21 protein-coding genes are annotated in these 22,671 nt (G+C 43.2%); 11 read left to right on the forward strand and 10 right to left on the reverse strand.

Features of this window, described 5'->3' with window-relative positions:
- The coding region (locus IQP38_RS26460) for a DUF2813 domain-containing protein (RefSeq protein ID WP_228010074.1) at window positions 1–419 on the reverse strand (419 nt) is incomplete at its 3' end.
- Between the two features lie 268 nt (window positions 420–687).
- Here IQP38_RS26460 and IQP38_RS14610 point away from each other — a divergent pair.
- From IQP38_RS14610 to IQP38_RS14620, 3 genes are all read left to right on the forward strand, one after another.
- Window positions 688–2,430, forward strand: coding sequence for a bifunctional metallophosphatase/5'-nucleotidase (locus tag IQP38_RS14610; protein ID WP_169628839.1), 1,743 nt, complete (start codon window positions 688–690; stop codon window positions 2,428–2,430).
- 622 nt (window positions 2,431–3,052) lie between these two features.
- Entirely contained in the window at window positions 3,053–4,072 is a 1,020-nt protein-coding gene (locus IQP38_RS14615; protein WP_062730983.1) for a TerC/Alx family metal homeostasis membrane protein, read from the forward strand.
- Between the two features lie 279 nt (window positions 4,073–4,351).
- Window positions 4,352–4,543: a hypothetical protein gene (locus IQP38_RS14620; protein WP_005376351.1), complete on the forward strand. Its 192-nt coding sequence runs from the start codon at window positions 4,352–4,354 to the stop codon at window positions 4,541–4,543.
- A 185-nt stretch (window positions 4,544–4,728) separates the two neighbouring features.
- Here the strand turns inward: IQP38_RS14620 and IQP38_RS14625 are convergent, their stop codons facing one another.
- The 4 genes from IQP38_RS14625 to IQP38_RS14640 form a co-directional block, all read right to left on the reverse strand.
- Complete coding sequence (locus tag IQP38_RS14625; protein WP_005376350.1) at window positions 4,729–5,286, reverse strand: PhnA domain-containing protein; 558 nt, start codon at window positions 5,284–5,286, stop codon at window positions 4,729–4,731.
- A 289-nt stretch (window positions 5,287–5,575) separates the two neighbouring features.
- On the reverse strand, window positions 5,576–5,785 hold the full coding sequence (locus IQP38_RS14630) for a YgdI/YgdR family lipoprotein (protein ID WP_005376349.1): 210 nt from the start codon (window positions 5,783–5,785) through the stop codon (window positions 5,576–5,578).
- 136 nt (window positions 5,786–5,921) lie between these two features.
- Window positions 5,922–8,330 carry a VolA/Pla-1 family phospholipase gene (locus IQP38_RS14635; RefSeq protein WP_005376348.1) on the reverse strand — a complete coding sequence of 803 codons (2,409 nt, stop codon included), beginning with the start codon at window positions 8,328–8,330 and terminating at the stop codon, window positions 5,922–5,924.
- A gap of 20 nt (window positions 8,331–8,350) precedes the next feature.
- Window positions 8,351–9,586, reverse strand: coding sequence for an outer membrane protein transport protein (locus tag IQP38_RS14640; RefSeq protein ID WP_005376347.1), 1,236 nt, complete (start codon window positions 9,584–9,586; stop codon window positions 8,351–8,353).
- Between the two features lie 422 nt (window positions 9,587–10,008).
- Between IQP38_RS14640 and IQP38_RS14645 the strand changes: the two genes are divergently transcribed.
- A complete protein-coding gene (locus IQP38_RS14645; RefSeq protein WP_005376346.1) occupies window positions 10,009–11,037 on the forward strand; it encodes a site-2 protease family protein in 1,029 nt (342 codons plus the stop codon).
- A gap of 76 nt (window positions 11,038–11,113) precedes the next feature.
- Here the strand turns inward: IQP38_RS14645 and IQP38_RS14650 are convergent, their stop codons facing one another.
- A complete protein-coding gene (locus IQP38_RS14650; RefSeq protein WP_017634168.1) occupies window positions 11,114–11,902 on the reverse strand; it encodes a M48 family metallopeptidase in 789 nt (262 codons plus the stop codon).
- A 201-nt stretch (window positions 11,903–12,103) separates the two neighbouring features.
- Here IQP38_RS14650 and IQP38_RS14655 point away from each other — a divergent pair, with 201 nt between their 5' ends.
- From IQP38_RS14655 to cutA, 5 genes are all read left to right on the forward strand, one after another.
- The gene (locus tag IQP38_RS14655; protein WP_005376340.1) at window positions 12,104–12,538 is read left to right on the forward strand and encodes a hotdog fold thioesterase; all 435 of its coding nucleotides are present in this window, start codon (window positions 12,104–12,106) and stop codon (window positions 12,536–12,538) included.
- Window positions 12,539–12,544: 6 nt separating this feature from the next.
- Complete coding sequence (locus IQP38_RS14660) at window positions 12,545–12,778, forward strand: DUF3389 domain-containing protein (protein WP_005376338.1); 234 nt, start codon at window positions 12,545–12,547, stop codon at window positions 12,776–12,778.
- Window positions 12,779–12,857: 79 nt separating this feature from the next.
- Complete coding sequence (locus IQP38_RS14665) at window positions 12,858–14,567, forward strand: SgrR family transcriptional regulator (RefSeq protein WP_017821931.1); 1,710 nt, start codon at window positions 12,858–12,860, stop codon at window positions 14,565–14,567.
- Complete coding sequence (locus IQP38_RS14670) at window positions 14,551–14,802, forward strand: hypothetical protein (RefSeq protein ID WP_005376334.1); 252 nt, start codon at window positions 14,551–14,553, stop codon at window positions 14,800–14,802. The genes IQP38_RS14665 and IQP38_RS14670 overlap by 17 nt, the downstream gene beginning before the upstream one ends.
- A gap of 14 nt (window positions 14,803–14,816) precedes the next feature.
- Window positions 14,817–15,149: a divalent-cation tolerance protein CutA gene (gene cutA, locus IQP38_RS14675; RefSeq protein WP_054575994.1), complete on the forward strand. Its 333-nt coding sequence runs from the start codon at window positions 14,817–14,819 to the stop codon at window positions 15,147–15,149.
- On the opposite strand, the gene IQP38_RS14680 is transcribed toward cutA, so the two are convergent.
- On the reverse strand, window positions 15,111–15,707 hold the full coding sequence (locus IQP38_RS14680) for a DUF2238 domain-containing protein (protein WP_017821932.1): 597 nt from the start codon (window positions 15,705–15,707) through the stop codon (window positions 15,111–15,113). The two genes, cutA and IQP38_RS14680, sit on opposite strands and share 39 nt — an antisense overlap.
- A 242-nt stretch (window positions 15,708–15,949) precedes the next feature.
- On the opposite strand from IQP38_RS14680, the gene IQP38_RS14685 reads away from it, so the two are divergent.
- Both IQP38_RS14685 and IQP38_RS14690 read left to right on the forward strand, forming a co-directional pair.
- A complete protein-coding gene (locus tag IQP38_RS14685) occupies window positions 15,950–16,789 on the forward strand; it encodes an isopenicillin N synthase family dioxygenase (protein WP_005386285.1) in 840 nt (279 codons plus the stop codon).
- Between the two features lie 128 nt (window positions 16,790–16,917).
- On the forward strand, window positions 16,918–17,538 hold the full coding sequence (locus IQP38_RS14690; RefSeq protein WP_064354772.1) for a DNA-J related domain-containing protein: 621 nt from the start codon (window positions 16,918–16,920) through the stop codon (window positions 17,536–17,538).
- Between the two features lie 79 nt (window positions 17,539–17,617).
- Here the strand turns inward: IQP38_RS14690 and IQP38_RS14695 are convergent, their stop codons facing one another.
- The 3 genes from IQP38_RS14695 to fabV all read right to left on the reverse strand — a co-directional run bounded on the left by IQP38_RS14695 (window position 17,618) and on the right by fabV (window position 22,638).
- A complete protein-coding gene (locus IQP38_RS14695; RefSeq protein WP_064354773.1) occupies window positions 17,618–19,273 on the reverse strand; it encodes an ABC-ATPase domain-containing protein in 1,656 nt (551 codons plus the stop codon).
- A 71-nt stretch (window positions 19,274–19,344) separates the two neighbouring features.
- Complete coding sequence (locus tag IQP38_RS14700; RefSeq protein ID WP_005376326.1) at window positions 19,345–21,258, reverse strand: sensor domain-containing phosphodiesterase; 1,914 nt, start codon at window positions 21,256–21,258, stop codon at window positions 19,345–19,347.
- A gap of 180 nt (window positions 21,259–21,438) precedes the next feature.
- Window positions 21,439–22,638: an enoyl-ACP reductase FabV gene (gene fabV / locus IQP38_RS14705; RefSeq protein ID WP_064354774.1), complete on the reverse strand. Its 1,200-nt coding sequence runs from the start codon at window positions 22,636–22,638 to the stop codon at window positions 21,439–21,441.
- Window positions 22,639–22,671: the final 33 nt, after the last annotated feature.

Here is a 22,671-nt window from a genome sequence, read left to right on the forward strand (position 1 = left end):
TGAAGTTTTTTGGGTTTGCCGTTATGATCCAAAAACGCGTACTCTGTATTAATGCCGTGCTCATCGCGAGACGCACTAATACGATAGTAAATGACTTGCTCACCATCTTCGTTGGTGCACCATGTAGGCTTTATGCGTCTGTAGCGTCCCGCTTTTACTTCGTTTTTATCCTGTGCTTTAAAACAAACAATGATCTGTAAGTGTTGTGTTTGTGGATGAGAAATTGAGTAGTCAACGTGAAAATCTTTCAGTTTGAATTGATACAATGAGCCATCGGCAGGTAATGCGATGGAAAGGGCATCGAGTAATGATGATTTGCCCCACGTGTTTTCACCGATAAGCGTGGTGAGTTCGTCAAAAGAGAGTGAAAGGCGTTTGATGCCTCTAAACCCGGAGATTTCGATGCGTTCTAGTCTCATCTCAATCCTCCTTGCAATTATTTGAATTATCGAGAGTTATTTTGCTACTCCTAAGCATATATGAATTCGGAATTTTTGAGTTAAGCTCAGTTCACAAAATTACGAGAGCCTCTTACTGAATAGAGACCGTTACAAGCGAGGCTTGCTTTCAAAGCTGGGGGACAGCATCGTGATCACTTAAACATGAAATCCTAAATCGCAGTTTCATAAAATTCATGATTCTGTCATGATTCACTTCTTATTATTATAAGGAATGAAAAAAGAGAAGATGAAGATGAATAACAATCATAAGCCAGTGAGAATCAAACTGGCACACATCAATGACACACATTCCTACTTTGAACCAACGTCATTACAGTTAAAGCTTAAGATAAACAATGAACTGACGCTAGAGCCCTATGTCAGCGCCGGCGGCTTTTCTCGTATCGCAACCAGAGTCGAGCAGTTAAGAGATGATGCTCAGCGCCAAGGTCATGGGATGTTGTTCCTCCATGCCGGAGATTGCTTCCAAGGTACGCTGTATTTCTCACTATTTAAAGGCAAAGCCAATGCCGACTTATTGAACGCATTAAAGATTGATGCAATGGCGTTAGGTAACCATGAATTAGATATGGGGAATGAGCCAGTTGCATTGTTTTGCCAACGTACTCAGTTCCCATTGCTTGCTGGCAACTGGGATTTATCCAATGAATCACTTAAAAAACCTCACCGTATCAGTGATTGTAAGGATGTATATAGTTACCAACCGGATACACAGAGCGCTCAATACATTGTTAAAGAATTCCATGGTGAGCGGGTCGCGGTTTTCGGATTATCCATAGATAAAATGAGCGACATCGCAAACCCTGATGCAGACACGCCTTTTCACTCAGCAATTGAAACCGCCAAGGCGACCGTAAAACAAATCCATTCATCAGGTATAAAAAATATTATTCTTCTGAGCCACTTAGGTTATGAAGGTGATTTAGAGTTAGCTGAGCAAGTCGCAGGTATTGGTATAATTGTTGGTGGACACAGCCACCGGTTGCAAGGTGATTTTTCATCAATAGGGTTAGGACAAGACGATCCCTACGGTATCAAAATTAATGATACCTATGTGGTGCAAGCGGGTTTCCATGCTTTGACAATGGGGCACTGCGTCATTGAGTTTGATGAACACGGTAAAGCAACGATGTTGAGTGGACAAAATGAACTGTTGCTTGGCCGACGTATTTTTTGGGACTCGACGCTAAACCAACAGCTCGACCAAGGTGTATTCGAAACCGCGTGCGACTTCATCCATGGTCAACCGAATGTCGTGGTTTGTAAGAAACACCCGGAAACTCAAGCTATCCTGAGCGATAAATATATTCCTCAGGTTAGGCAGTTACAGTCACAAGTCATTGCTAGTGTTGACACCAAAAAGCGTCATGTGAGAATTCCCGATGAATTTGGTGAGAGTGAGTTGGCTTCCTCCGTTGCCCGATCATTTCTGCACTGTTTAAACAAACGTGGATATGACGTTCAATTTGCAATTCATAATGCGGGTGGCGTGCGAACCTCTTTGAACCCTGGCAACATCACAGTGGCAGACATTGCCGGACGACTGTTGCCTTTTGCCGTTCCTATCGGCTTTTACGATGTAAAAGGCAGCGCTATTCGCCGTGCACTTGAAGGCGCGATAAATAATGCACTCAACAATGGCGTAGAAGGCACTGGATCTGGCAGTTATCCGTACACTTACAATTTAAACTTCGAGTACCACGCAGATACCCCAAAAGGTGAAAGAGTTCAATCATTAGTGATTTTTGATGGCAAACAATGGGTAGGTGTTCAAGATGATGTTTGGTATCGAGGGACTTCTTCTGCCTATACGATGAAAGGGAAAGAGGGGTACGACGCATTGCAGGAGATGAAAGGAGAAGGGCGTGTGACCAGTTTGTCCATGGCTGATTGTTTTATTGAACTCCTGACCGATGAGCCAAACTGTTTGAATCAAAGTCACAAACTTTACACAAAGCGACGTCGATAATAGATACTGGTATTGATTTTGCTGCTCTCCACTTACTACATGGGTTGATGAGGATGGCAGTATGTGGAATAAAGATTGGGCAGATACGGCAGTCGTGGTTGCCTGGATCGCAATTTGGTCAACACTGGTCTACTTTGTGCCTCTAAGCGGCTTTTGAATTGCTAAGAATGTGGATGTTACAAAAGGGAGCAGTAATGCTCCTTTTTTGTATCTATCTTCCCCGTTAGGGCTCTAACCAATGAAGAGTTTGTCTTGAGCCATTTGCTGCTTTTTGTCTGTTTAATAAAGTTCAGGTGGTTGAATCCATTTCTTTCTTTTTATAGTGCTTCCTGATTTTTAATAAGAATTTTATTTCGATAAGACAAGGTTTTTTTGTTGGAAAGCCTGACGCTCGGCGTTATTATGTCGACGTTTGGGGAGTAGTTAGCGCAAGTTTACTTATCGTCATCTCGTTAAGCATCAGCTTATCCGGTAAGTAAAGGTGTTACGTGGTTTATTCACGTCAACACTTCAACGAGACCAACGCATTCATTGACTAGCAGCACATAATCGTTATGTGGCTGTTGGTTGTTATTGTATGCGGAAGGTCACCAAACGAAGTCCTTCCGCCATGGGAGGAAATATGTCTCTTATCGAAAATACCACCCAATTGAGCCAATCGGTGCCTCTTCAAGAATCATTAGCGATGTATGGTGCTTTTGGTTTATTTACCCTTGTTCTTGTTACGCTTGATATCTATCAAACACGTGGTGGCGTTATCACGATGAAAAAAGCCATCGTTTGGAGTGTTTTTTGGTTCTTGCTTGCCTTTGTTTTTGCAGGTTCTATTTATTTATTCTGGGACTTTTACGCGCCACATAGCGCTTATACGAACGACAAAGCAACGATTTCATTCTTAACTGGTTATTTACTAGAGAAGTCGCTAAGCGTGGATAACTTGTTTGTGTTTGCCATCATCTTTGCACAATACAGTGTGCCGGAGCATTTGCGTCCGAGAGCATTGCTTTGGGGGGTGATAGGTGCGCTAGTTTTACGCGCTGTCATGATTGCGGTTGGTGCTCAGTTACTTTCACAGTATCACTGGGTATTGTACTTATTTGCTGCTTTCCTTATTTGGACGGGTGTTAAGCTAGCTCGCGACAAAGGCGAAGCAGAAGAGGTTAATCCATATCCGGAGCAGTTGATTCGAAAGGTATTGCCAGTTACAGATGACTACCAAGGAAATCGCTTAATCTTAAAGCAAGCTGGTAAGTGGGTGGCAACACCGATGCTGATCGTTGTTGGTGTCATTGCAGTAATGGACGTTATGTTTGCGTTGGATTCTATACCAGCTATATTCGCGGTAACACGAGAGCCATTTTTAGTCTTAGCCGCGAACGTATTTGCATTACTGGGTTTGCGATCGCTGTACTTTGTTCTTCAAGCAATGTTAGACAAGTTTGTATACTTAAAACCAGCATTATCAGTAATCATGATGTTTATCGGGGTAAAAATGCTATTGGTTGGAACAGAATATGAGATTCCGACAGCATGGTCTCTCACATTTTTAGTTGTTGTGATGACATCGGCAGTGGTTGCATCACTCCTAAAAAATAAAGCGAAGCGTCAAACTAGCGTTAATATTACTAATCAAAAAATATAAAGTAAGCACTAAAATCAAAAGAAATAACGAAAAATATTGTTAAATATATGTTGTTGCTTAAGGGGCGATTATGCAGGTAATGTTCAGTTATTCAATGTAATTACAGCAATTGTGATTATTTATGCCGTTATTATTCATTTGTATTTTTGAGTTTTGTAATGAGTTTGTTTTATTAGAAATTCTAATTTGAATGGGTAAAATTTGTCATTTCTTAAACAATAAGAAACTGACTAATATACAACCAACTAAACAGACTACTGCTTTTAAAGAGAGGCAATCATGGCACAAGCAATGCAAATGACAAATGTAGCTTTACCAACCTCTATGGATAAGAAAACCTACGCGGTTAACTTCAAAGGACTGATTGCTCACTTACTGGACATTCTATTTGTAGATAACACTGCGCCACGCAGTTACTACGCAGAAGACTTGTCAGCACATATTCAAAAAGACATCGGTATGTACCGTTAATATTGAAATAGTGTAAGAAATACCGGCCTATGAGCCGGTATTTTTTTATTTGTAAAACATGCCTACTCAACCTACGCCCTAGAAAAGAAACACTCTAGAGGAGGTAGACATGAGAGTAGATTAAGTGTTGTATAGAAAAACGGGGCACCATTGGTGCCCCGTTTTGACATGACTGAAGTGCGATATTACTTCTTGCGGCAGTATTCTGCGATCACGTACATCGACTGACCACCATTTGCCTTACCCGAAACTAGCTTTGGATCATCGCCAAGGCTAATGCCACGAATCACTGTACCTTGTTTGATTACTTGGTTAGTGCCTTTTACTGGTAGGTCTTTAATTACTGTTACATCGTCACCTTTCTTAAGTTCAGTGCCGTTACAGTCAACAGTTTTATCGTCAGCAGACATCCCTTTCATTGCCCAGTTCATTTGCTCTTCTTCCATGTACATCATGTCAAGAGCATCTTGAGCCCAGCTTTCTGTGTTTAGGCGAGTGAGTTGGCGCCATGCAGTCACTTGTACAGCAGGAACCTGGCTCCACATACTTTCGTTTAGACAACGCCAGTGGTTAATGTCTTTTGGCTCATCGATCTCACCCAGACACTTATCACAAACCATAATGGCAGTATCAACCGTCACATTACCGTGAGGTGGGACAGCGTATGCAGTTAGTTGAGATTCAGAAGAACACAGTTCACATTTTGACTCGCAGCGCGCAAGCAGAGTAGCTTCAATAGACATAAGGACTCACCTTAGTAATGTTATTTTGTGGCGGTATTATCCACTTTATCCTGAGAAATAAAAGGGTGTTAGCGAATTAAAGACTAGATTTTACAATACTCCAACCTGATTAAGGTGAAGATGTAAAATATTCGCTAAATAAATAATACGGAAGTATAAAAGACACTATTAATTGTTTTGGCTTATGAATTGGTTGTGTCAATTTCTACAACGATTACAAGCCTAAAAGAGGTAAATGTAGAGAGAGGGTGGCTAGAACATAGCCCTCTAATTTACAGAGGGCCTGTCGTTAACGTTCGACAATCTGGACAATTTGCTCTTTTGAAATGCTCATTTCTTTACCATCCATGTCTTCATACTCGTACATACCCGTTTCCTCGTTCAGGTCTGGTTTACCGTAAGAGGTAATAATTTTCCCTTCATTTGTCGACATCAGATATTGGCTACTTCCGCATGCAGCAAGAAGTAATACAGTGGCAATAACAGTCAATACGCGCATAGAGTTTTCCTTTTAAACAAGTGAGTTAGGCAAAGACATCGATTTAACTATAGCAGAGGAAATATGAGTGGGTTTGAATACAATTGAAATGAAAAAGCCCAGTAGAAACTGGGCTTTGGTAGGAAGGGTGTTGCGATTACTTCAAAACAGAAGTGTTAGTGACACCTGTTAGTGCGTCATCCATTAAGAAGTCAGTGTTTTCCATCTGCATCTCTACATGATGATCAATATCAGACAAAGTGCCATTTGGCGAAGCAAAAGTACTGTGCGATGCAGTAGCATTAAACTGTACAAAGCTCGCAGTTGCATTCACAGTAGTGTCCGTACTGTTCACAGTCTTCAACCCTAGCTTATTAGCAAGCGGTTCAGTACCCGCGAATGGTGCATTTGGAACGCTGTTTGGTACTGTGCTATCGCCATCCACTTCTGTCATAAAGAATGGTGTCGTTAGCGAGCCAGATGCCACTAAATCTGAAGCGTTTGTGAACGGATCGACAGTGTCTAGTGTAGTCTGTGCTGCATAGATAAATTGTGAGAAACCTGCTTCTAGCGCTGCTACTTGAGCTTCCGTTGCCGCAGCCTCAAAAGCTTCGTAACATGTTTTATCTTCTAGATCCGCACATGATGCATCAGCGTAATTCGCATAGTCTTTTGATGCTGCATAAGCGAGGTTATGTTTGATCTGAGGGCCGTAATTGTCTGAACCCAGTAACAAATTACCAATTTGCCCACCAGAGTTCTGTACTGATGCAGAACTAAAGGTGTACAGCGCATCCGCAGAAGGGCTGCCCAATGTATTGTTTGCTGCTGCGACGGCAGATGTAGCTACAATACCGCCAAGTGAATGACCTAGCATTTTGACTTTTGAACCCGTCATTGGGTTGAAGCCTTGCAGAGGACCTCCAGCTAAAAGACCGCCTTGAGCAGATACTACCAAGCTAGCGCGCAAACCTAACACATCCAGAACACTTTGACGTAGGTTGTCACGCGCAACGGCTAAGTTGGAAAGATTTAGATAAGCCAGTACATTCGCATTTGCGGAACGTTGTTCATCTAAGCTGCGCGTACCATGAATAGGTAAGTCAATAGCGATAACTGCCACACCAGCTTTTACCATATTGAACGCGAACGCGTACGCATTCTCTTTCGCTGAGGTGATGCCGTGTTGATAAATCACAACGTCTGTCGCGACGCCAGATTTAGGTGTGAAGACCAGTACTTCGACATCTTCAACCGATTTCACTACGGGAACAGGCGAGTAGCGAGTAATAATACGCTCACTATCAAGCTGGGTACCATCGGTAAGAGTAAGCTTAGCTCCAACAAGTTTTAGCTGCTCTGTAGGATCTGTAGCAAGCTTTGTCACATCAACAGGATCATTTGCAAAAACGCCTGTTGATAGCTGCTGAACCATGTTTGCTTGCTCGTTCGGATCCGCTAATGCTGCGCTTAGCTTCGCTAGGCTTGGCATCGCAGATACCATTGGTTGCATGTTCCAGCTTGCGCCTTTTTCCAAGTAATGAGGCAGTCTTACCACACCTTGTGTCACGCTTACATCGGCACCTGATTGCATGTAAAGGCCTTTAATTGCCGTTTTAGCTGCGTCTAGATCGCTAATGTATTTACTAAAGTCATCGTCAGAGTCTAGCGCAGTGCTAAAGTCTTGGGTTTCACCGAGCGTTATTGTGTAGGCCGTTGATAAGTCTACTGAACCTTCGTTTGAGTCATTTTTGTAAACGGTATTTAGTGTGTTTGCGCCAGTAGAAAAACCAGTAGCGGTTACTCCTTTGACTGCCGCTAACGTATCACCTACAGACTGGGTACTGAACCATGAGGAGTAAACGATGTCGTTAGGATTAACTTGAGCTAGACCAAAAATGCCTTCAACCGCCTGAGTGACTGCTTGAACAGAAGCAAGGTCGCCAGTTTCATAAACGATTTCTTTCGATTTACCAGTCGCATAACTTGCTGATGTACCAATTGGCTCACCATTCACGTCAGTAACATCTTGTGTAACCGCAAAAATGTACTCGCTTGACTCATCAAGTGCAGCCAAGAACTGGATGTATAGAGAGCTACCTTTTGCTTGAACTACGTAGTCCTGATTCTGAACGAGTACCTCTTCGATTGGGTTAGATTTACCGTCCCACTCGGTTAAGCGTTGGTTAATCTTGATGACTTTAACACCAGACGACAGCATGCCCGTTGCAAAACCGTCGCCGTTGAAGTTAAGAACGATTGGCATAGACGTTGACCATCCATCCATCGTGTTCATTGAGGCTCTAGGGTTGGTTAAAGCATCATCGCCATCAGTTGGCAGACCAAGCGTACCATCGCTTGTGTCCATTAATAAGTAAGACGGTGCCGGTACATCTGCGTTCGCTCCTTGAAGCGTAAAACTGATGGATGTTTCGCGATCAAGCAATGCTTGGACTTCATCTTCAAATTGAACTTTGTCGGAAGTACCAGAGCTGGAGGTATCATCACCACAACCAGCAAGAAGGATTGCAGAACAAAGCATTGATAATTTAAACGTGTGTTTCATTGGTTTACTCCGTAATCCCATTATTTGAAGGTGTAGTTCATCTGTACCGCGCTGATGTAAGCAGTACCTTCTGAGTCAAACTTAATCTCTTCACCCAGAGCATTTGTCTCAGTGAAAGAGCCTGATTTACTCTTAACAAGTGCAAAGCCTGCATCGAAAGTTAAATTCTCACTCATTGCGTAAGTTAGGCCCGCGCTGTACCAAAAACGGTCACTGTCAGGGATACTCAATGTCGCTTCACCTGCTTGTTCGTCGTACGCAAAGCCTGCACGGAATGTCCAGTCTGTATTAAGTATGTAAGTTGCACCAATGGAGTAGCGATTGTTGTCTTCATATTTCTCAGGTTTAAAGAAACATACTCCGTCATTACATTCGTTACTGGTCGCTTTTAGTTCTTTAAATGTGCTCCAGTCGGTTTGTTGCCAGCCGTAATGTACAGCCCATTGTTCATTCAGTTGATGGAAAGCCGATAATTCGATAATTGAAGGGAGAGAGATTTTTAAACGGCCATCAACTTTTGGTGATGAAGCTCGACCAGAGTCGTAACTACTAAACTCACCGTCATCAAAATCTAGATCAACCTTAGAGCGGTAGCCAAAGCCAAAACGGTTGTTTTCATTTAGCTCAAATAAAGCGCCGACATTCCAACCCCAAGCGAAAGTTTCGCCTTCCATGCCGACAAGGTTATCGGACTTATTACCACCTAAAATACCGGCGAGTGCGCCTTTGTGACGAGTCAGCTCTGCTTCAGCGTATACGAGGTTGATACCACCACCGACACTGAAAGACTCGTTGATACGGTAAGCGACATTAGGGTTGATGTTTACTGAAAGTAGGGAAGTGTCACCCGCCATATCACCTGCGGAAATATCATTTGGATAGTCGGTAGCAACACCGTATGTTGTGAACATACCGATACCCCAAGCCCAGTTATCATTGATAGGGCTGATGTAATAACCTGCTGGCACGATCTGTAAAGGAGCGACATCTTTCGCGTGTTCATTGTTTACAGTGTCGTACACATCGACTTCAGGGTCGATGATAGATAACGCGCCCGAAAATTGAGCTTCTTTGAAAAGTGTCATTGCTGCAGGGTTACGGGCAAGGACGCTGGCATTATCTGCGACAGCCCCTTCACCTGAAAATGCTCGACCAAGACCAGATGCCGAATGTTCAGCTACCTGGAAGCCCGCTGAGTGGGCATTACACGCAAACAATATTGAAATTGTAAGCAGAGAGCAGTGCTTCTTGTTCATCCTTGACCCTCCTAGGGTGTCATAATGCTGGACCGAAGTCCTTGTAATTGTTGTGTGGTACTTACACCAATTGTTAATACGCGAAATACAACGGTGATGTAAATGTAATGTTAATTGTATGTTTAATAACTTGTCAAAGTTTGAGCGTATTTTGCGTTTTAAATATGATGCATAGGTCAAACGATGGCTTGTAAGGGCATGTATTATCGTTATATTTTTGAAGAGAATGGTACGACCAGAATTGTTTTGCGAGCTTTATAGTTAAATAACGATCAAATCAAGAGATAGCTCGCTTTGCGGTTTCTTCACTTCACAGGCATAATTCGCGCTCGCTATGTAGTTATTCAATAGACGCAATAGGAACCGCATTGGAATTACTGAATGTTGAATTTTTAGGTCGTTCGCTAAGGCTCGAAGGATCGATGGCTGGGTGGCAGCAGTTATATTGGGATAATACGTTGGTGTCTCAAATCGATGCCAGTGACAATACCGCAGAGACTTGTCTACACCAGTTTAAGCTCTCTGCGGGTGAGGAAATCCTGAACTGTCATTTGGAGTGTTCTTTAACATGGCAACCGTTTGAATTGAGTTACAAGGTCACAATTAACGGTGAGCTCATCAATGAAGGTTGTCGAAATGAAAAAGACATCGAGCGCCAAGTGCCAGAAGTTACGCCACCATCCGAAAAGCGTTTAAGTGTAATAGGCCTCGTATCTCTTGGGATGAAAGCACTTAAAAGTGCGAAAGTTATTAAAGTGGCGTTAGCGTCTGCAAGTCTCGCTGCATATTCTTGGCTATTTTCCATCGAGTTCGCGCTAGCGTTGATCGCTTGTTTGGTTTTCCATGAATATGGTCACATTAGAGCGATGAAGTATTTTGGAATGAAGACCAAAGGAATCTATTTGATTCCATTCCTAGGTGGTTTGGCGCTAAGTGACGAAAAGATAAACACGCGCTGGCAGGATGTGGTTATCTCAATCATGGGACCATTTTTCGGTTTAGTACTTAGTATTGTTTTTACTTTGCTTTATTGGATGACTGGTGAGGTGATCTTCGCTGGGCTTGCTGTGTTTAACGCCTTGCTAAACCTATTTAATCTGCTGCCTATTTTACCATTAGATGGTGGCCATGTGCTCAAAAGTATTACCTTCTCAATGAATACTTGGGTCGGGTTAGTTGGCAGTATTGCGACCGCTTTATTAGGCATTTTTATCAGTTACTATTTCGGTCTGACGTTGCTAGGGTTTTTATTGTTAATGGGAATGTTGGAAGTGGTGATGGAATGGAGAGCTCGACATCAAAGCCATTTATTGCCATTAACCCGTTATGGGCAGCTATTCTCACTGGCTTGGTACTTGGTCTCTGTCGGAGGTTTTGTTTCTATCATCTGGTATTTTGCCACTCTCGGAGATAGTTTGTTAAGTTTGCCGCTACAGATATTGGGCACTTGATTAGAATCATTAAAAGCTCCCTAGGGAGCTTTTTTATTTGGCAAGCTTAAGTATAGTAGACGATAGTAGCAATGAATTAGCCACATCTTGGTGCTTTCGCGTTATACGCAGGCAGCTTATTTATGGTTGCTTGTAAATCTTTAATGCGCGTACTGTGCGATGGGTGGGTTGAGAAGAATTCAGGTGGTTGAGAACCACCTGATGCAGCACTCATATTTTTCCATAAATCGACACTTTGACGTGGGTCGAAACCTGCTTTTGCCATGAATTCCAGCCCGACAATATCAGCCTCGGATTCCTGAGTACGACCGTATGGCAAGATAACACCGTATTGAACACCGACACCAAGTGCCGCCATCGTCATTTGTTGATACTGTTTGTACTCGGAAGCTCCAATGGCAACGTTTGCTAGAGACAACCCGGCATTTGCTAACTGACTTTGTGAGAGACGTTCATTACTGTGGTCAGCGAGGACGTGAGCGACTTCGTGACCAATGACTGTTGCCAACTGATCTTGGTTTTTCGCGACATCTAAAAGCCCGGTATACACGCCGATCTTCCCACCTGGTAGAGCAAACGCATTGACTTGTTCACTATCAAAAACAACGACTTCCCAGTCTTTAAATCCAGATTGAGCGGGAATGGTGTCAGTGATGTGTTTGGCAACGCATTGAACGTAGGCATTCGTTTTGCGATCTTTGCTGATTGGGATATCTTTCTTCATTTGTTCGAAAGATTTAGCGCCAAGCGATGACATTTCCTGATCTGAAAACATCAGGATCTGGTTGCGACCCGTCGGTGATGCGCTACACGCCGTTAAACCCGCGATAGTTAAAAGAGCAGAGGCTTTCATCCATACCTTCATAACAGGCTCCATTTAATTTTTTGTTTTGAAGCAATAGTATATACCCAAATAGTAACATGATGCATGGATCAAGTTATTCATCTGATTAATAAAGAAGGTGAGATGTTACGTCTTGAAGTTATGCCCAAGTAGCGTCTATGCTAGCTTCCTAGCACATCGTTACAACCTAACAAACCAGTTTGTGAAACTAAGAGTAAAACAATGAGTATATGGAAAAAGCCCGTAAGCATAGAGATTCTGAATGCCACGTCAAAAAATACCCTGATCGAGCACCTACAAATTAAATATACAGATTTCACTGACGACTCCCTTACAGCAACCATGCCCGTATGCAGCTTTACTCATCAACCTTTAGGAATGCTTCACGGTGGTGCATCAGTCGTGCTCGCAGAAACATTAGGCTCATTAGCTGCAAACTTCTCTGTCGATGAGGGCAGCTACTGCGTCGGTTTAGATATTAACGCGAACCATGTGCGAGCCATGCGAAGTGGTCATGTGATTGGTACGGCAAAACCGCTTCATCTGGGTATTTCAACGCAAGTGTGGCAAATCGATATCACTGATGAGCGAGGCCGTTTAGTGTGTACCAGTCGCTTGACCATCGCTGTGAAACAACACAAAACAAAGTCGGTATAAACTAAGATGGTGATTGAGTTTTCATTAGGAAAAATCATTGCAACCCAGCGTGAAATAGTGATTAAGCTCTCCGGCAGTGCAATGGTAACCTTGCAAGCGCAAACCGATGCAATTCAGTTGCTGGGTAGAGGAGCGAACGTTGTTTTATCTCATGGAGCAGAGTGTAAATGGTCTATCAAGCTAGACAACGAGGAACAACTGGCTGAACTTTCGCGAGAAATTGGTATCGATATTCAATAATTTATAGTGTGATGTTTGCACTTTTTGGTAAAAATGAGGAAACTTAGCTTATCGACAACAAGATAAGAATTTCCTCTTTATGAGTAGCCCTCGTTTACGTGTTCAGTTCGAAACACTGTTTGAAAAATTTTCCGGTCACGATACGGACGTTCAGCTCGAAGACATCACCGAAGCGTTGTTTTGTACACGTCGTAATGCTCGTATTGTTCTAAATAAACTTGAAGAAGAGGGCTGGATTGAGTGGCATCCGGCAGCGGGTCGAGGAAAACTTTCGAAACTCGTTTTTAAACGTAATCGAAGCGATGTCAGCGAAAACCTCGCCAGGCGTTATCTCGATGAAGGGAAAATCGGTCAGGCTCTAGATGCGCTTGATAACGATGCGGCACGATTGACGCAGGTTATCCAAGGTTATTTAGGGCTTCAACATCGGCAGGGCGAGCAGGTCGTGCGTTTGCCTTATTATCGACCATTGTCGATGTTAAACCCGCAGAAACCGATGCGGCGTTCTGAACAGCACATCGCCAGACAAATTTTTAGCGGACTCACTCGCCTTGATGAAAATGAACAACTTCAACCAGATTTAGCCCACACGTGGGAAGCAATTTCTGATACACATTGGCGTTTTTATCTTCGTCGTGGAGTACGCTTTCATAATGGTGAACCGTTAACAACCAGTTGTGTTCTTGAGAGTGTGCTTGCGTTAAATGGCTTGAACTTGTTTTCTCACATAAAGCGGGTGTCTTCACCACAAGAGTGGACCGTTGATATTGAGCTCGTCCGTCCTGATCGCTACCTTCCTCTGGCTCTGAGTGAGTCGCAAGCAAAAATTTTGCTACCGAGTGCTTTGCGTTCTGAAAGCTTCGATAGACAACCGATAGGGACAGGGCCGTTCCAAGTTAAAATGAATGATGATAAGCGTCTTATTTTGACTGCTTTTGATGGCTACTTTGGTTTTCGCCCTTTACTTGACCAAGTGGAGGTGTGGGTAATCGATGAAGCCTATTCTTCAATGGTTTATCCAAGCCTGTCAAAGCCGAAGATGGATAAACAAGGTTCATCCGATGAAGTCGAGCTGGACCCTGGCTGTACATTCCTATTACTAAACAAAAACACCGGGATTGCAAAAGATCCACGTTGGGCAGAGTTCCTCTCGCAAACCCTCAACAGTCACCAGATTTACTCGCATGTTCCACAAGATAAAGTGATGGAACTGGGAGTATTGCAAGCCTTTGGCCTTAAGCCTGGTTGGATTGATCTTAGGCCAGCAGAAGCGGGCAGCGTACCACAGGCTAATAAGGTAATTTCCGTAGCGTATCAGAAAAAGCATCCGATGTTTCCAGTAGTTGCCAAGGCCATCAAGACACTCTTAAAACCGCACGGTATAGAGGTTGAGTTTATTCGTTATGATTCTCAACCGCCCGCACCGGAGGAAGTGGATATCTGGGTGAAAGCTATGGGCATTGCAACGAACCGAAATGACGCGTTGGCGGGCTGGCTCCTGGATTACAGTGATATTGAGAAGTTCAGTTCAGGTTACGATTTTAGTGAATGGGCTAAACTTGTCGATCAATGGCGTGCCGGCATGCACACAGACTTTCCTGCGCGTGAGCTAGGACGACAGTTAGTAAAAAGCTGTCAGGTGATTCCTATGTTTCACTGCTGGCTAGGCGTGAATAAAGACCACAGCGGTGCGTTACAAAATGCAAAGTGTAATGCCTTAGGTTGGTTTGATTTTAATAATGTATGGGTCAAACCGGATATAGAAAGTAACCATGGCGAAACCGAATAAAAAACAACCGACGAAAACCGTCGATATCTTTTGCTCTAAATGTAAAACTCAACTATTTAAGTACCGTAAAGGCGGGAAAGGCGCACTGGTTAAATGCTTCAAAGAGCGCATTGTTGACGATTTCACACAAACCCCATGTATTTGCCCCGCTTGCGGACAAGAGTTTGCAAGAGATACTTTAGTAAGAGGAACCCCCGCTTACAAAATGATTGGCGGCAAAGTGACGATGAAATAATAAAGGGCTAGAAAATGAGTATTAAACATGACTATTGCATGGTTTTAAGTACAACCAGTAATGAAAAAAATCGAGATCAGATCATTAAAGGTTTGCTAGATGCACAATTAGCCGCGTGTATTCAAACAATGCCTATTGAAAGCCACTACGTTTGGAAAGGGGAGGTTTGTACTGACAACGAATGGTTGCTGGTGATCAAAACTCGTCGAGAGCTCTATGAATTGGTGGAAGAGAAAATAGAAAACCTGCACGAATACGAGGTCGCTCAAATCGTACAGGTTCCAATTGTTGATGGGTTTAACCCTTATTTAGAATGGTTGAGAGAATCGACGTTGAGCCGACATTAAGAATAACGACAACACTGCACCAACGGTATCGCACAACATATCTTTCTGGGCGTCCCATATGTCACCTTGCGAGCCCAGAAAGGCAATTCCCTCATCGCCACCAGCCAACTCCGCATACCACCATTCGATAATCTCATAGCCAGCAGCAAGTGACATGATAGCAAACAAAGCAAACCAGCAAGAGAACGCTTTGTTGAACCGTTTTTTGTTTATCAAGTATTCAGCGATCGGATATGCGTAAAGGCCAATTGAAAAGTGCGCAATGCGGTCAAAATTATTTCGCTCTGAACCAATCATGTCGTTAAACCAGTCAAACGGCACTTCGGAGAACGTATATTTCGCACCGATAGTGTGCAAACAGAGCCAGATGAACATTAAAAAGTAAGCCGTATTACTGAACTGATAGCGAATCGAAATCGCCCAAATAGCAACAAGAATACCAATCGCCGGGATAATCTCCGCAAACCAAACTGCACGTGAGTTAGGTTCCAACGCAGAAAATAAAAACACGATGGCATAAAAAATCGTTAATCCTAAGAGTGTCGAGGTGCTTTTCATAGAGTTATTTGATCCTTCAATTTATCTTACAGTGGGACTCCATAGATTGTGTTAATGATTGCACTTAATTGAACGGTGTGCAATTGATATTTTAATGGGTTTTTTGATCACTGAAAATGTTGATTTATTGGCAAACTGCTCAACATTAAAACGTTTGCGCGTGCACTTTTCATTAAAGTTTGATTTACAACATGCCCATCCATAGAATCCATGATTCAGTCTAATAAAAAAGAAGTAAAGCCATGAAACTGGAAACTGTCGATTATCTTGCTGACGATGCTGCTCAACAGTTCGTTACCTCTCTACGCGAAACGGGGTTCGGTGTGTTGAAAAACCACCCGATTCCACAAGAGCTTGTAGAGTCAATTTACAAAAACTGGCATGAGTTTTTCTGTTCAGAACAAAAGAATGATTTTCACTTTAACGTAGACACCCAAGATGGCTACTTCCCACCTTCTGTGTCTGAAGTGGCGAAAGGGCACAAAGTGAAAGACATCAAAGAGTACTTTCATGTTTACCCTTGGGGGCAGATCCCAGAGCAGCTTAAAGCTGAAATCTTAGAGTACTACGAGCGTGCCAATGCATTTGCTCAAGAGCTATTAGGCTGGGTTGAAGCGTACGCACCTAAGGACGTTCAAGAGAAGTTCTCTATCGCGTTGTCAGAAATGATCAATAACAGCGACAAAACATTACTACGCGTGCTTCACTACCCACCGATGACAGGCGAAGAAGAGCCCGGCGCTATTCGCGCTGCTGCGCATGAAGACATTAACCTGCTAACGGTTTTGCCTGCTGCCAATGAGCCTGGACTGCAAGTAAAGAGTAAAGAGGGTGATTGGATCGATGTACCATGTGACTTCGGAAACTTAATCATCAACATTGGTGATATGCTTCAAGAAGCGTCAGGTGGTTATTTCCCTTCAACGACTCACCGTGTAATCAACCCTACGGGTGGCCGTCAAGAAAAGTCACGTATCTCATTACCGTTGTTCCTGCATCCAAAGCCGGAAGTGGTGTTATCTGAGCGCTACACTGCACATAGCTACCTTATGGAACGTTTACGTGAGCTAGGGGTTATTTAACCTTTACGTGATCTCCTTACAAAGGCCGATGGTGAATGACTATCGGCCTTTTTGCATTTATGCTACAAAGTGGAAACTATGTTTTTTGTGCCGTGAATGGGGCCCTAAACTCGTGTCAGAGAGGATGAATGGAAGGACAACGTACTGTCAATAGTATTGAGCCTCATGCAATAGAAAATCCGCTGCTTTGGCCAATGCTAGAAATTCTGAGAAAACAGCCCTCTAATTGGAAAGTGCACACCTTGGCAAGCTCGTTGGGTGAACAAGGTTATATTTCAAAGCTGGACGACTCTCCCGATAAGGATTTATTCAAAAGAAATTTCCTGATCATGAATGCATTATATCAACTGCAAGACACTCTGTATCCGGATAGTTGGCTTCGAGTCGAAGCCATGGATATTCAGCTCATGTCTTCGATGGAAGCTTTGAGGCATAAGATCGATATTCATGATCCTTTGCGTGAGTATTACTTAGATTGGCGCAATTACGAAGCGGATGAAGATGAAGTGCGTCGACTGTTGAATGAATTTTGGACAACTTATCAAAAGTTCATCGGTGGTTCGTCAGTAGCCAGCGTAGATAAGACAAAGGCACTGTCACTATTTGAACTTAACACTGACGCTACGCCTGCGGAAATTAGAAAACAATGGCGAAAACTCGCGCTTCGTTGGCATCCTGATCGAGAAAATGGCGATGCAGAAAGATTTAGAGTTCTTTGTGAAGCGTGGAATGTACTGAGAAACGAATGATTCGCTAAGAATAAAGATAAAGGAAGGCAGCTAACTATAGCTGCCTTTTGATTGAACTGTCTCTGTCAGCGTATCAAAACTAGCATGATGACTTAAACTGAGATTTTCGCATGCGGTTGAGGGCAGCCATAACGTCTAGTGTGCGTGGTTTGGCTAAGTCGCCTTGCTTAGGAAGAGCGGCATGCCACTCACCAGACAGCATTTCTTCAATCTCCTTCGCCGGATGATTACACCAACCTGGAAGTTGAGCAATTTGGAACCATAACCAGCCAATTGTGTTGACTTCATCGGCTGACTCTATCTGTTCCAAAGCGCTAAGATCAGTAAACTCTTTACCAAATCGAAGTGACTCTTTGCCTTTCGCATTCACACGGAACTTGCCGTCAGTCAGAATATTCATCAACGCAACGCGGTTCAGTGCTCGAGGTGGGAAGGTCTGTAAACGTTCTTCTGACTCGTTATGGCGTTGAGTAGGGTGCTGAGCGATAACTTCTTTCGCTTTTTCAGTCACATCAACGGCTTGGTAGTCGTGCATTTGAATGACGGTATCGGCAACGTCTAAGTAGTCGCCCGACCCACCCATAACGATAATGGTAGAGATATCAAGATCATCTCGTAATTGACCAATGCGGTCGACGAGAGGAGTAATTGGCTCATCACCTTTTGCCACCAATGCCTGCATACGCTCATCTCTAATCATGAAGTTGGTAGCAGAAGTATCTTCATCAATCAATAATGTGCTTGAACCCGCTTCAATAGACTCTTGAAGCCAAGCGGCTTGCGACGTTGAGCCTGATGCGTCTTGAGTAGAAAAGTCCGCCGTATCTTTACCCATTGGTAAATGGTTGATGTAGTTCGACAGGTTCAAGTGGTGTACGCATCGGCCATCTTCGGCACGAATCTTCATAGCCTTGTTATCGGCAACAATGTATTCGCGACCATCTCCTGGAATATGATCGTAAATTGAACGCTCTATTGCATTTAATAAGGTAGATTTACCGTGGAAGCCGCCACCTACGATCAGTGTGATACCTTTTGGAATTCCTAATCCTGTGACATGGCCCTTGTTTGGCGCATGTAAAGTGACTTGTAGAGATTCAGGGGCTTTAAACTCAACGGCTTCTTTCATAGGAAGGTCGCAATTACCTGCAATTCGAGGAAGGATACTGCCGTTTGCGACAAACGCGACTAAGTTATTGGCCTCCAACTGTTCTCGCAGGGCATCTTGGTCTTCAACAACTTGGCAGTGCTTAATTAAAGCGGCTTTGTCGAGTTCACGCTCTAAAGTTGCTCGACGGATAAACTTAGGCAGGTGGAAAGTCAGTATGTTGTTGGCTTTTTTCCCCAATACTGAACGACCTTCGGCTGGTAAGTTAACTCGAAAACGCAGTTCAATACCTTCTTCAGTAAACAACACCGCGGTGCTATCCAGTACAGTTTGGCCTGTCAGTGAAATTGATACTGAGTTTTCTTGTTTAGCAAACTGTTCAAAACTACGCGCAATAAAATCACGTGCAGCTCTTTGAAATGCAGGAGACTCGTCTCTTAGCCACTCAAGACCAGTCAAAGACCATGCGCGAGTCGCACGAAAACGTGACGCCGATGCATAAGGGTCACCCTGTACATGATCGATAAACAAAGTGAAATCAGTGAAGTCGTATTGACCTTTGATTTGCTGATAAGCTCGATAGTTCTGCTTTTCAATTTTCTTAAGCGTGGCAGTCAACTGATCCATGAAGATATTAGCCTTTTAATAGAAGCGGGCGGCGATTATAGAAACCACCGCCCTCATAGTAAAGAGAATGCTTAGGAAGAGTAGGCGTATTGCCCGCCAGAAAGGCGCTGATTAAACAAACTTTGCTCAAATTCATTACAAGGCATAGGTTTACCATAAAGAAAACCTTGTCCGATATCACAGCCCTCACCAATGAGAAACTGCTCTTGTTGGGGAGATTCAATGCCTTCGATCACGACTTGGAGTTCCAGTTTTTTCGCAATGTGTATGATAGAACAAATTATCGCGCGATCATCGTCCGACTTTTCCATTTGCTGGACGAAGCTTTTATCAATTTTGATGGCATCAAATGGATATTTCTTTAAATAGCTGAACGAGGCATATCCTGTACCAAAATCATCAAGTGACAATGTCACACCTAGTTTGTGCAACTTATTTAACGTTGTGCGTGCTACTATTTCATCGGCAATTAGAGCGCTCTCGGTTACTTCGAGTTCGAGAAAGTGTGCTGGCAAATGGAAAGTGTCGAGTAGGTGTTGCACTTGTTCTGCAAAATTTACGTTTTGTAATTGAATGGGAGAAACGTTGACGGCAATTTTGAAGTTATCGATTAACTCAGACCATTGTTTCGCTTTGTCTATCGCGGTACGCAGAACAAAAGAGCCAACTTCAAAGATAAGCCCGTTTTGTTCGGCCATATGTATCAATGCTTCGTTGGAAACGTCGCCAAGTATTGGATGTCTCCAGCGAAGCAAGGCTTCTGCGCCAATCCATTTACGTGTTTTGGAGTCTACTTGAGGTTGAAAGTACAACACTAAATCGTCGTTACGCACTGCTTGTAAAAGGTAACTTTCCAGTTCATTGTGACTATTGAGATCCGCCGAATGATTTTCTCTAAAATAACTAAAAGGTTCGCCGGATTCTTTACATAGAAGCATCGCGTAACATGCATGTTGAAGGATACGCTTAGCATTGCTGCAATCTTTGTAAGCTTGAACTATACCGATATACGTGTGCAAATGTATTTCTGTTTTGTTGAAGACAAATCCATCTACGCTAATTTTAGTGATATCATCTAATAGTTGATTTAACCGAGCTTCAATATCCTCTCCCCAAATCAATAAAACCATGTCATTCGAACTTGGTCTACCAGTGATAAATCCGCTAGCACCGTGTCTGGTTAATCTGGAGTGAAATTCTTTTAAAATGTTGTCAAAGACCTCGAACCCGTGCCTGGTCTGAATACTGCGAGCGTTACTAAAACCAATGTTGATGACCACAAGCGATTGCTGATCACTATCAAGGGACTGTAAGGTGTATTGGACAATGTTCTCAAGTGCAGAGCGATTTAGAAACCCAGTCCCCTGATCATGTGTTTTTTGGTAGCTCACTTGTTTTTCCGCGGCTTTACGGCGATCAATTTCTTGTGTTAAGGAGTAACTTAACTGGGCTAAATCCGTGGTACGATTTTCAATTCGACTCTTTAGCTCGGTGTTAAGTCGCTGAAGTTTATGTTGTTGGTACACAACTGAAAGCTGTGCTTCGATTGAATCTTTGAAAGTTTCAAGCAACTGACGGTAACTATCGTTGTACTCGTTTCTCTCAGAGTCAAGCATACAGATTGTTCCAAATGTCTCCCCATTTGGCCAGAATAGCGGTAAGCCGCAATAAGAAATCATGCCTAGTTTGATGTCTGGGTTATTTTGCCATTCTTCATCTTCAAGCGCATTGGGGATTACAAGCTCGCCTTTCTGTTCTATAACTTGCTCGCAATACAAACCGTTACCAAGCAGCTCTGCATCGCCAGTACGATAAGGATTACCTAGAGTTTCGCTAGATGTATTTACTTCTATGCGATCCGGATGGATACGCATAATTAATGTGGTGGGTACGTGTGTTATTTGAGCCAGTAAGTTGACGATTTCCTGCCAACTTCTTCGCATAGACTCAGGGATTTCGTAGTCTAATGTTTGCAATCTCCCCATATAGGTCATCCTTTACGTGGTTTCACTTCCTGTGAATTAAAAATGCAGACTGCTCTATTTTGTTCTCGCTTTTTAATTAAGTATAGGGTGGCTAGGGCTCGAAACAAAAAAAAGTCCTGAAAAGTGTTCAGGACTAGGAATAGTTGTCACATATCTCATCCTTGAAACAGGTAACAAGTATCAAGGCTTAAGCGACATTAACGATTCAATAGAAATGTCTTGCGAATAGTCGACATCTTCAAAGTTAAAGCCATTGAGCTTCATAAACTCATCTTTAAAACCTTGGTAATCACCAATCTCTTTAAAGTTTTCAGCATTCATCTGTTCTAAAAGAGCGTGGACTTCTTGTTGAACTTGCGGTTCAAGTTCCAAGTCATCTATTCGAATCAAGCGTTCGCCGTCAACTGGCACTTTCTCTTGATCGTATAACTTCGTAGTAAACAGCCGCTGCATTTGTTCAATACAGCGTTCGTGAGTACCTTTTTCCTTCATCACTCTATAAAGCGCTAACAGGTAGGGACTTAGCGCAGGGATGAATACACTGGCTTTCGTCACCAACGCCTTACACACGGTTGCGTAAGCACCGCCGTCAAAGTTGGCGAGTTTGAGGTTTAATGAATGACTGGTTTGGTGTAAATCGATTTTCGCTCGACCTAACGTACCATCGAGATAAATTGGGTGCGTAATGTCAGGGCCCATGTAAGAAAAGGCGATGGTTTTGCAGCCGTTTGCGATAGAGTCGTTATTGATGAGTGTGTCAATCCAGCTTTCCCAGTCTTCGCCTCCCATTACTTTAATGGTGGCATTGGCTTCCTCTTCTGTTGCAGGCGTTAAGGTGGTTTCTATCCACTTATCGTTCTCCAGCATGATAGAAGCGCCAGTGACAGGTTCACCAATAGGTTTAATGACACTGCGCCAAAACTCATCAGATTCAGGTTTAGGTCGAACACCGGTTGCCAAGCTATAGATGACTAAGTCAACTTCACCTTCAAAGTACGTTTCAATGGCTTCAATCACTTGATTGCGCACCGAACCAGAGAATGCATCGCCAACAATATTTATTGCGGTACGCCCGGCTTGATTTGCTTCTTGCTTAAAAAAGACGTTGTTATACCAACCCGCACTCCCAACCCCTTTCTCTGAAGGGCCACGCTCAAATGAGACGCCAATGGTATCGGCGTTAGCGCCACCGAACGTTAGGGCTATTCGTGCCGCTAGGCCGAAACCAGAGGAGGCACCAATAATCAAAACCCGTTTTGGGCCTTTTTTGATCTGTGGGGCGTGCTTTACGTATTCAATTTGCTCTTTAATAGATGCATGACACCCTTTGGGGTGCGCAGAGCGAGCAACAACACCTTGAATTAACGGTTCTATTCGCATGTTGTTATCTATCCTCGATGAGTGGAATTGAAA

It is taken from the genome of Vibrio sp. OPT41 (assembly GCF_015163595.1).
Taxonomy (GTDB): Bacteria; Pseudomonadota; Gammaproteobacteria; order Enterobacterales; family Vibrionaceae; genus Vibrio; species Vibrio alginolyticus.

Bases quoted from the DNA above. Each gene is read 5' to 3' on its own strand.
- IQP38_RS14700 (WP_005376326.1), bottom strand. From the start codon at position 21,258: ATGGGGAGATTGCAAACATTAGACTACGAAATCCCTGAGTCTATGCGA.
- IQP38_RS14630 (WP_005376349.1), bottom strand. From the start codon at position 5,785: ATGCGCGTATTGACTGTTATTGCCACTGTATTACTTCTTGCTGCATGC.
- IQP38_RS14690 (WP_064354772.1), top strand. From the start codon at position 16,918: ATGGAAGGACAACGTACTGTCAATAGTATTGAGCCTCATGCAATAGAA.
- fabV (WP_064354774.1), bottom strand. From the start codon at position 22,638: ATGCGAATAGAACCGTTAATTCAAGGTGTTGTTGCTCGCTCTGCGCAC.
- IQP38_RS14685 (WP_005386285.1), top strand. From the start codon at position 15,950: ATGAAACTGGAAACTGTCGATTATCTTGCTGACGATGCTGCTCAACAG.
- IQP38_RS14665 (WP_017821931.1), top strand. From the start codon at position 12,858: ATGAGTAGCCCTCGTTTACGTGTTCAGTTCGAAACACTGTTTGAAAAA.
- IQP38_RS14670 (WP_005376334.1), top strand. From the start codon at position 14,551: ATGGCGAAACCGAATAAAAAACAACCGACGAAAACCGTCGATATCTTT.
- IQP38_RS14645 (WP_005376346.1), top strand. From the start codon at position 10,009: ATGGCTGGGTGGCAGCAGTTATATTGGGATAATACGTTGGTGTCTCAA.
- IQP38_RS14655 (WP_005376340.1), top strand. From the start codon at position 12,104: ATGAGTATATGGAAAAAGCCCGTAAGCATAGAGATTCTGAATGCCACG.
- IQP38_RS14625 (WP_005376350.1), bottom strand. From the start codon at position 5,286: ATGTCTATTGAAGCTACTCTGCTTGCGCGCTGCGAGTCAAAATGTGAA.
- IQP38_RS14620 (WP_005376351.1), top strand. From the start codon at position 4,352: ATGGCACAAGCAATGCAAATGACAAATGTAGCTTTACCAACCTCTATG.
- IQP38_RS14640 (WP_005376347.1), bottom strand. From the start codon at position 9,586: ATGAACAAGAAGCACTGCTCTCTGCTTACAATTTCAATATTGTTTGCG.
- IQP38_RS14695 (WP_064354773.1), bottom strand. From the start codon at position 19,273: ATGGATCAGTTGACTGCCACGCTTAAGAAAATTGAAAAGCAGAACTAT.
- cutA (WP_054575994.1), top strand. From the start codon at position 14,817: ATGAGTATTAAACATGACTATTGCATGGTTTTAAGTACAACCAGTAAT.
- IQP38_RS14660 (WP_005376338.1), top strand. From the start codon at position 12,545: ATGGTGATTGAGTTTTCATTAGGAAAAATCATTGCAACCCAGCGTGAA.
- IQP38_RS14680 (WP_017821932.1), bottom strand. From the start codon at position 15,707: ATGAAAAGCACCTCGACACTCTTAGGATTAACGATTTTTTATGCCATC.
- IQP38_RS14650 (WP_017634168.1), bottom strand. From the start codon at position 11,902: ATGAAGGTATGGATGAAAGCCTCTGCTCTTTTAACTATCGCGGGTTTA.
- IQP38_RS14615 (WP_062730983.1), top strand. From the start codon at position 3,053: ATGTCTCTTATCGAAAATACCACCCAATTGAGCCAATCGGTGCCTCTT.
- IQP38_RS14610 (WP_169628839.1), top strand. From the start codon at position 688: ATGAAGATGAATAACAATCATAAGCCAGTGAGAATCAAACTGGCACAC.
- IQP38_RS14635 (WP_005376348.1), bottom strand. From the start codon at position 8,330: ATGAAACACACGTTTAAATTATCAATGCTTTGTTCTGCAATCCTTCTT.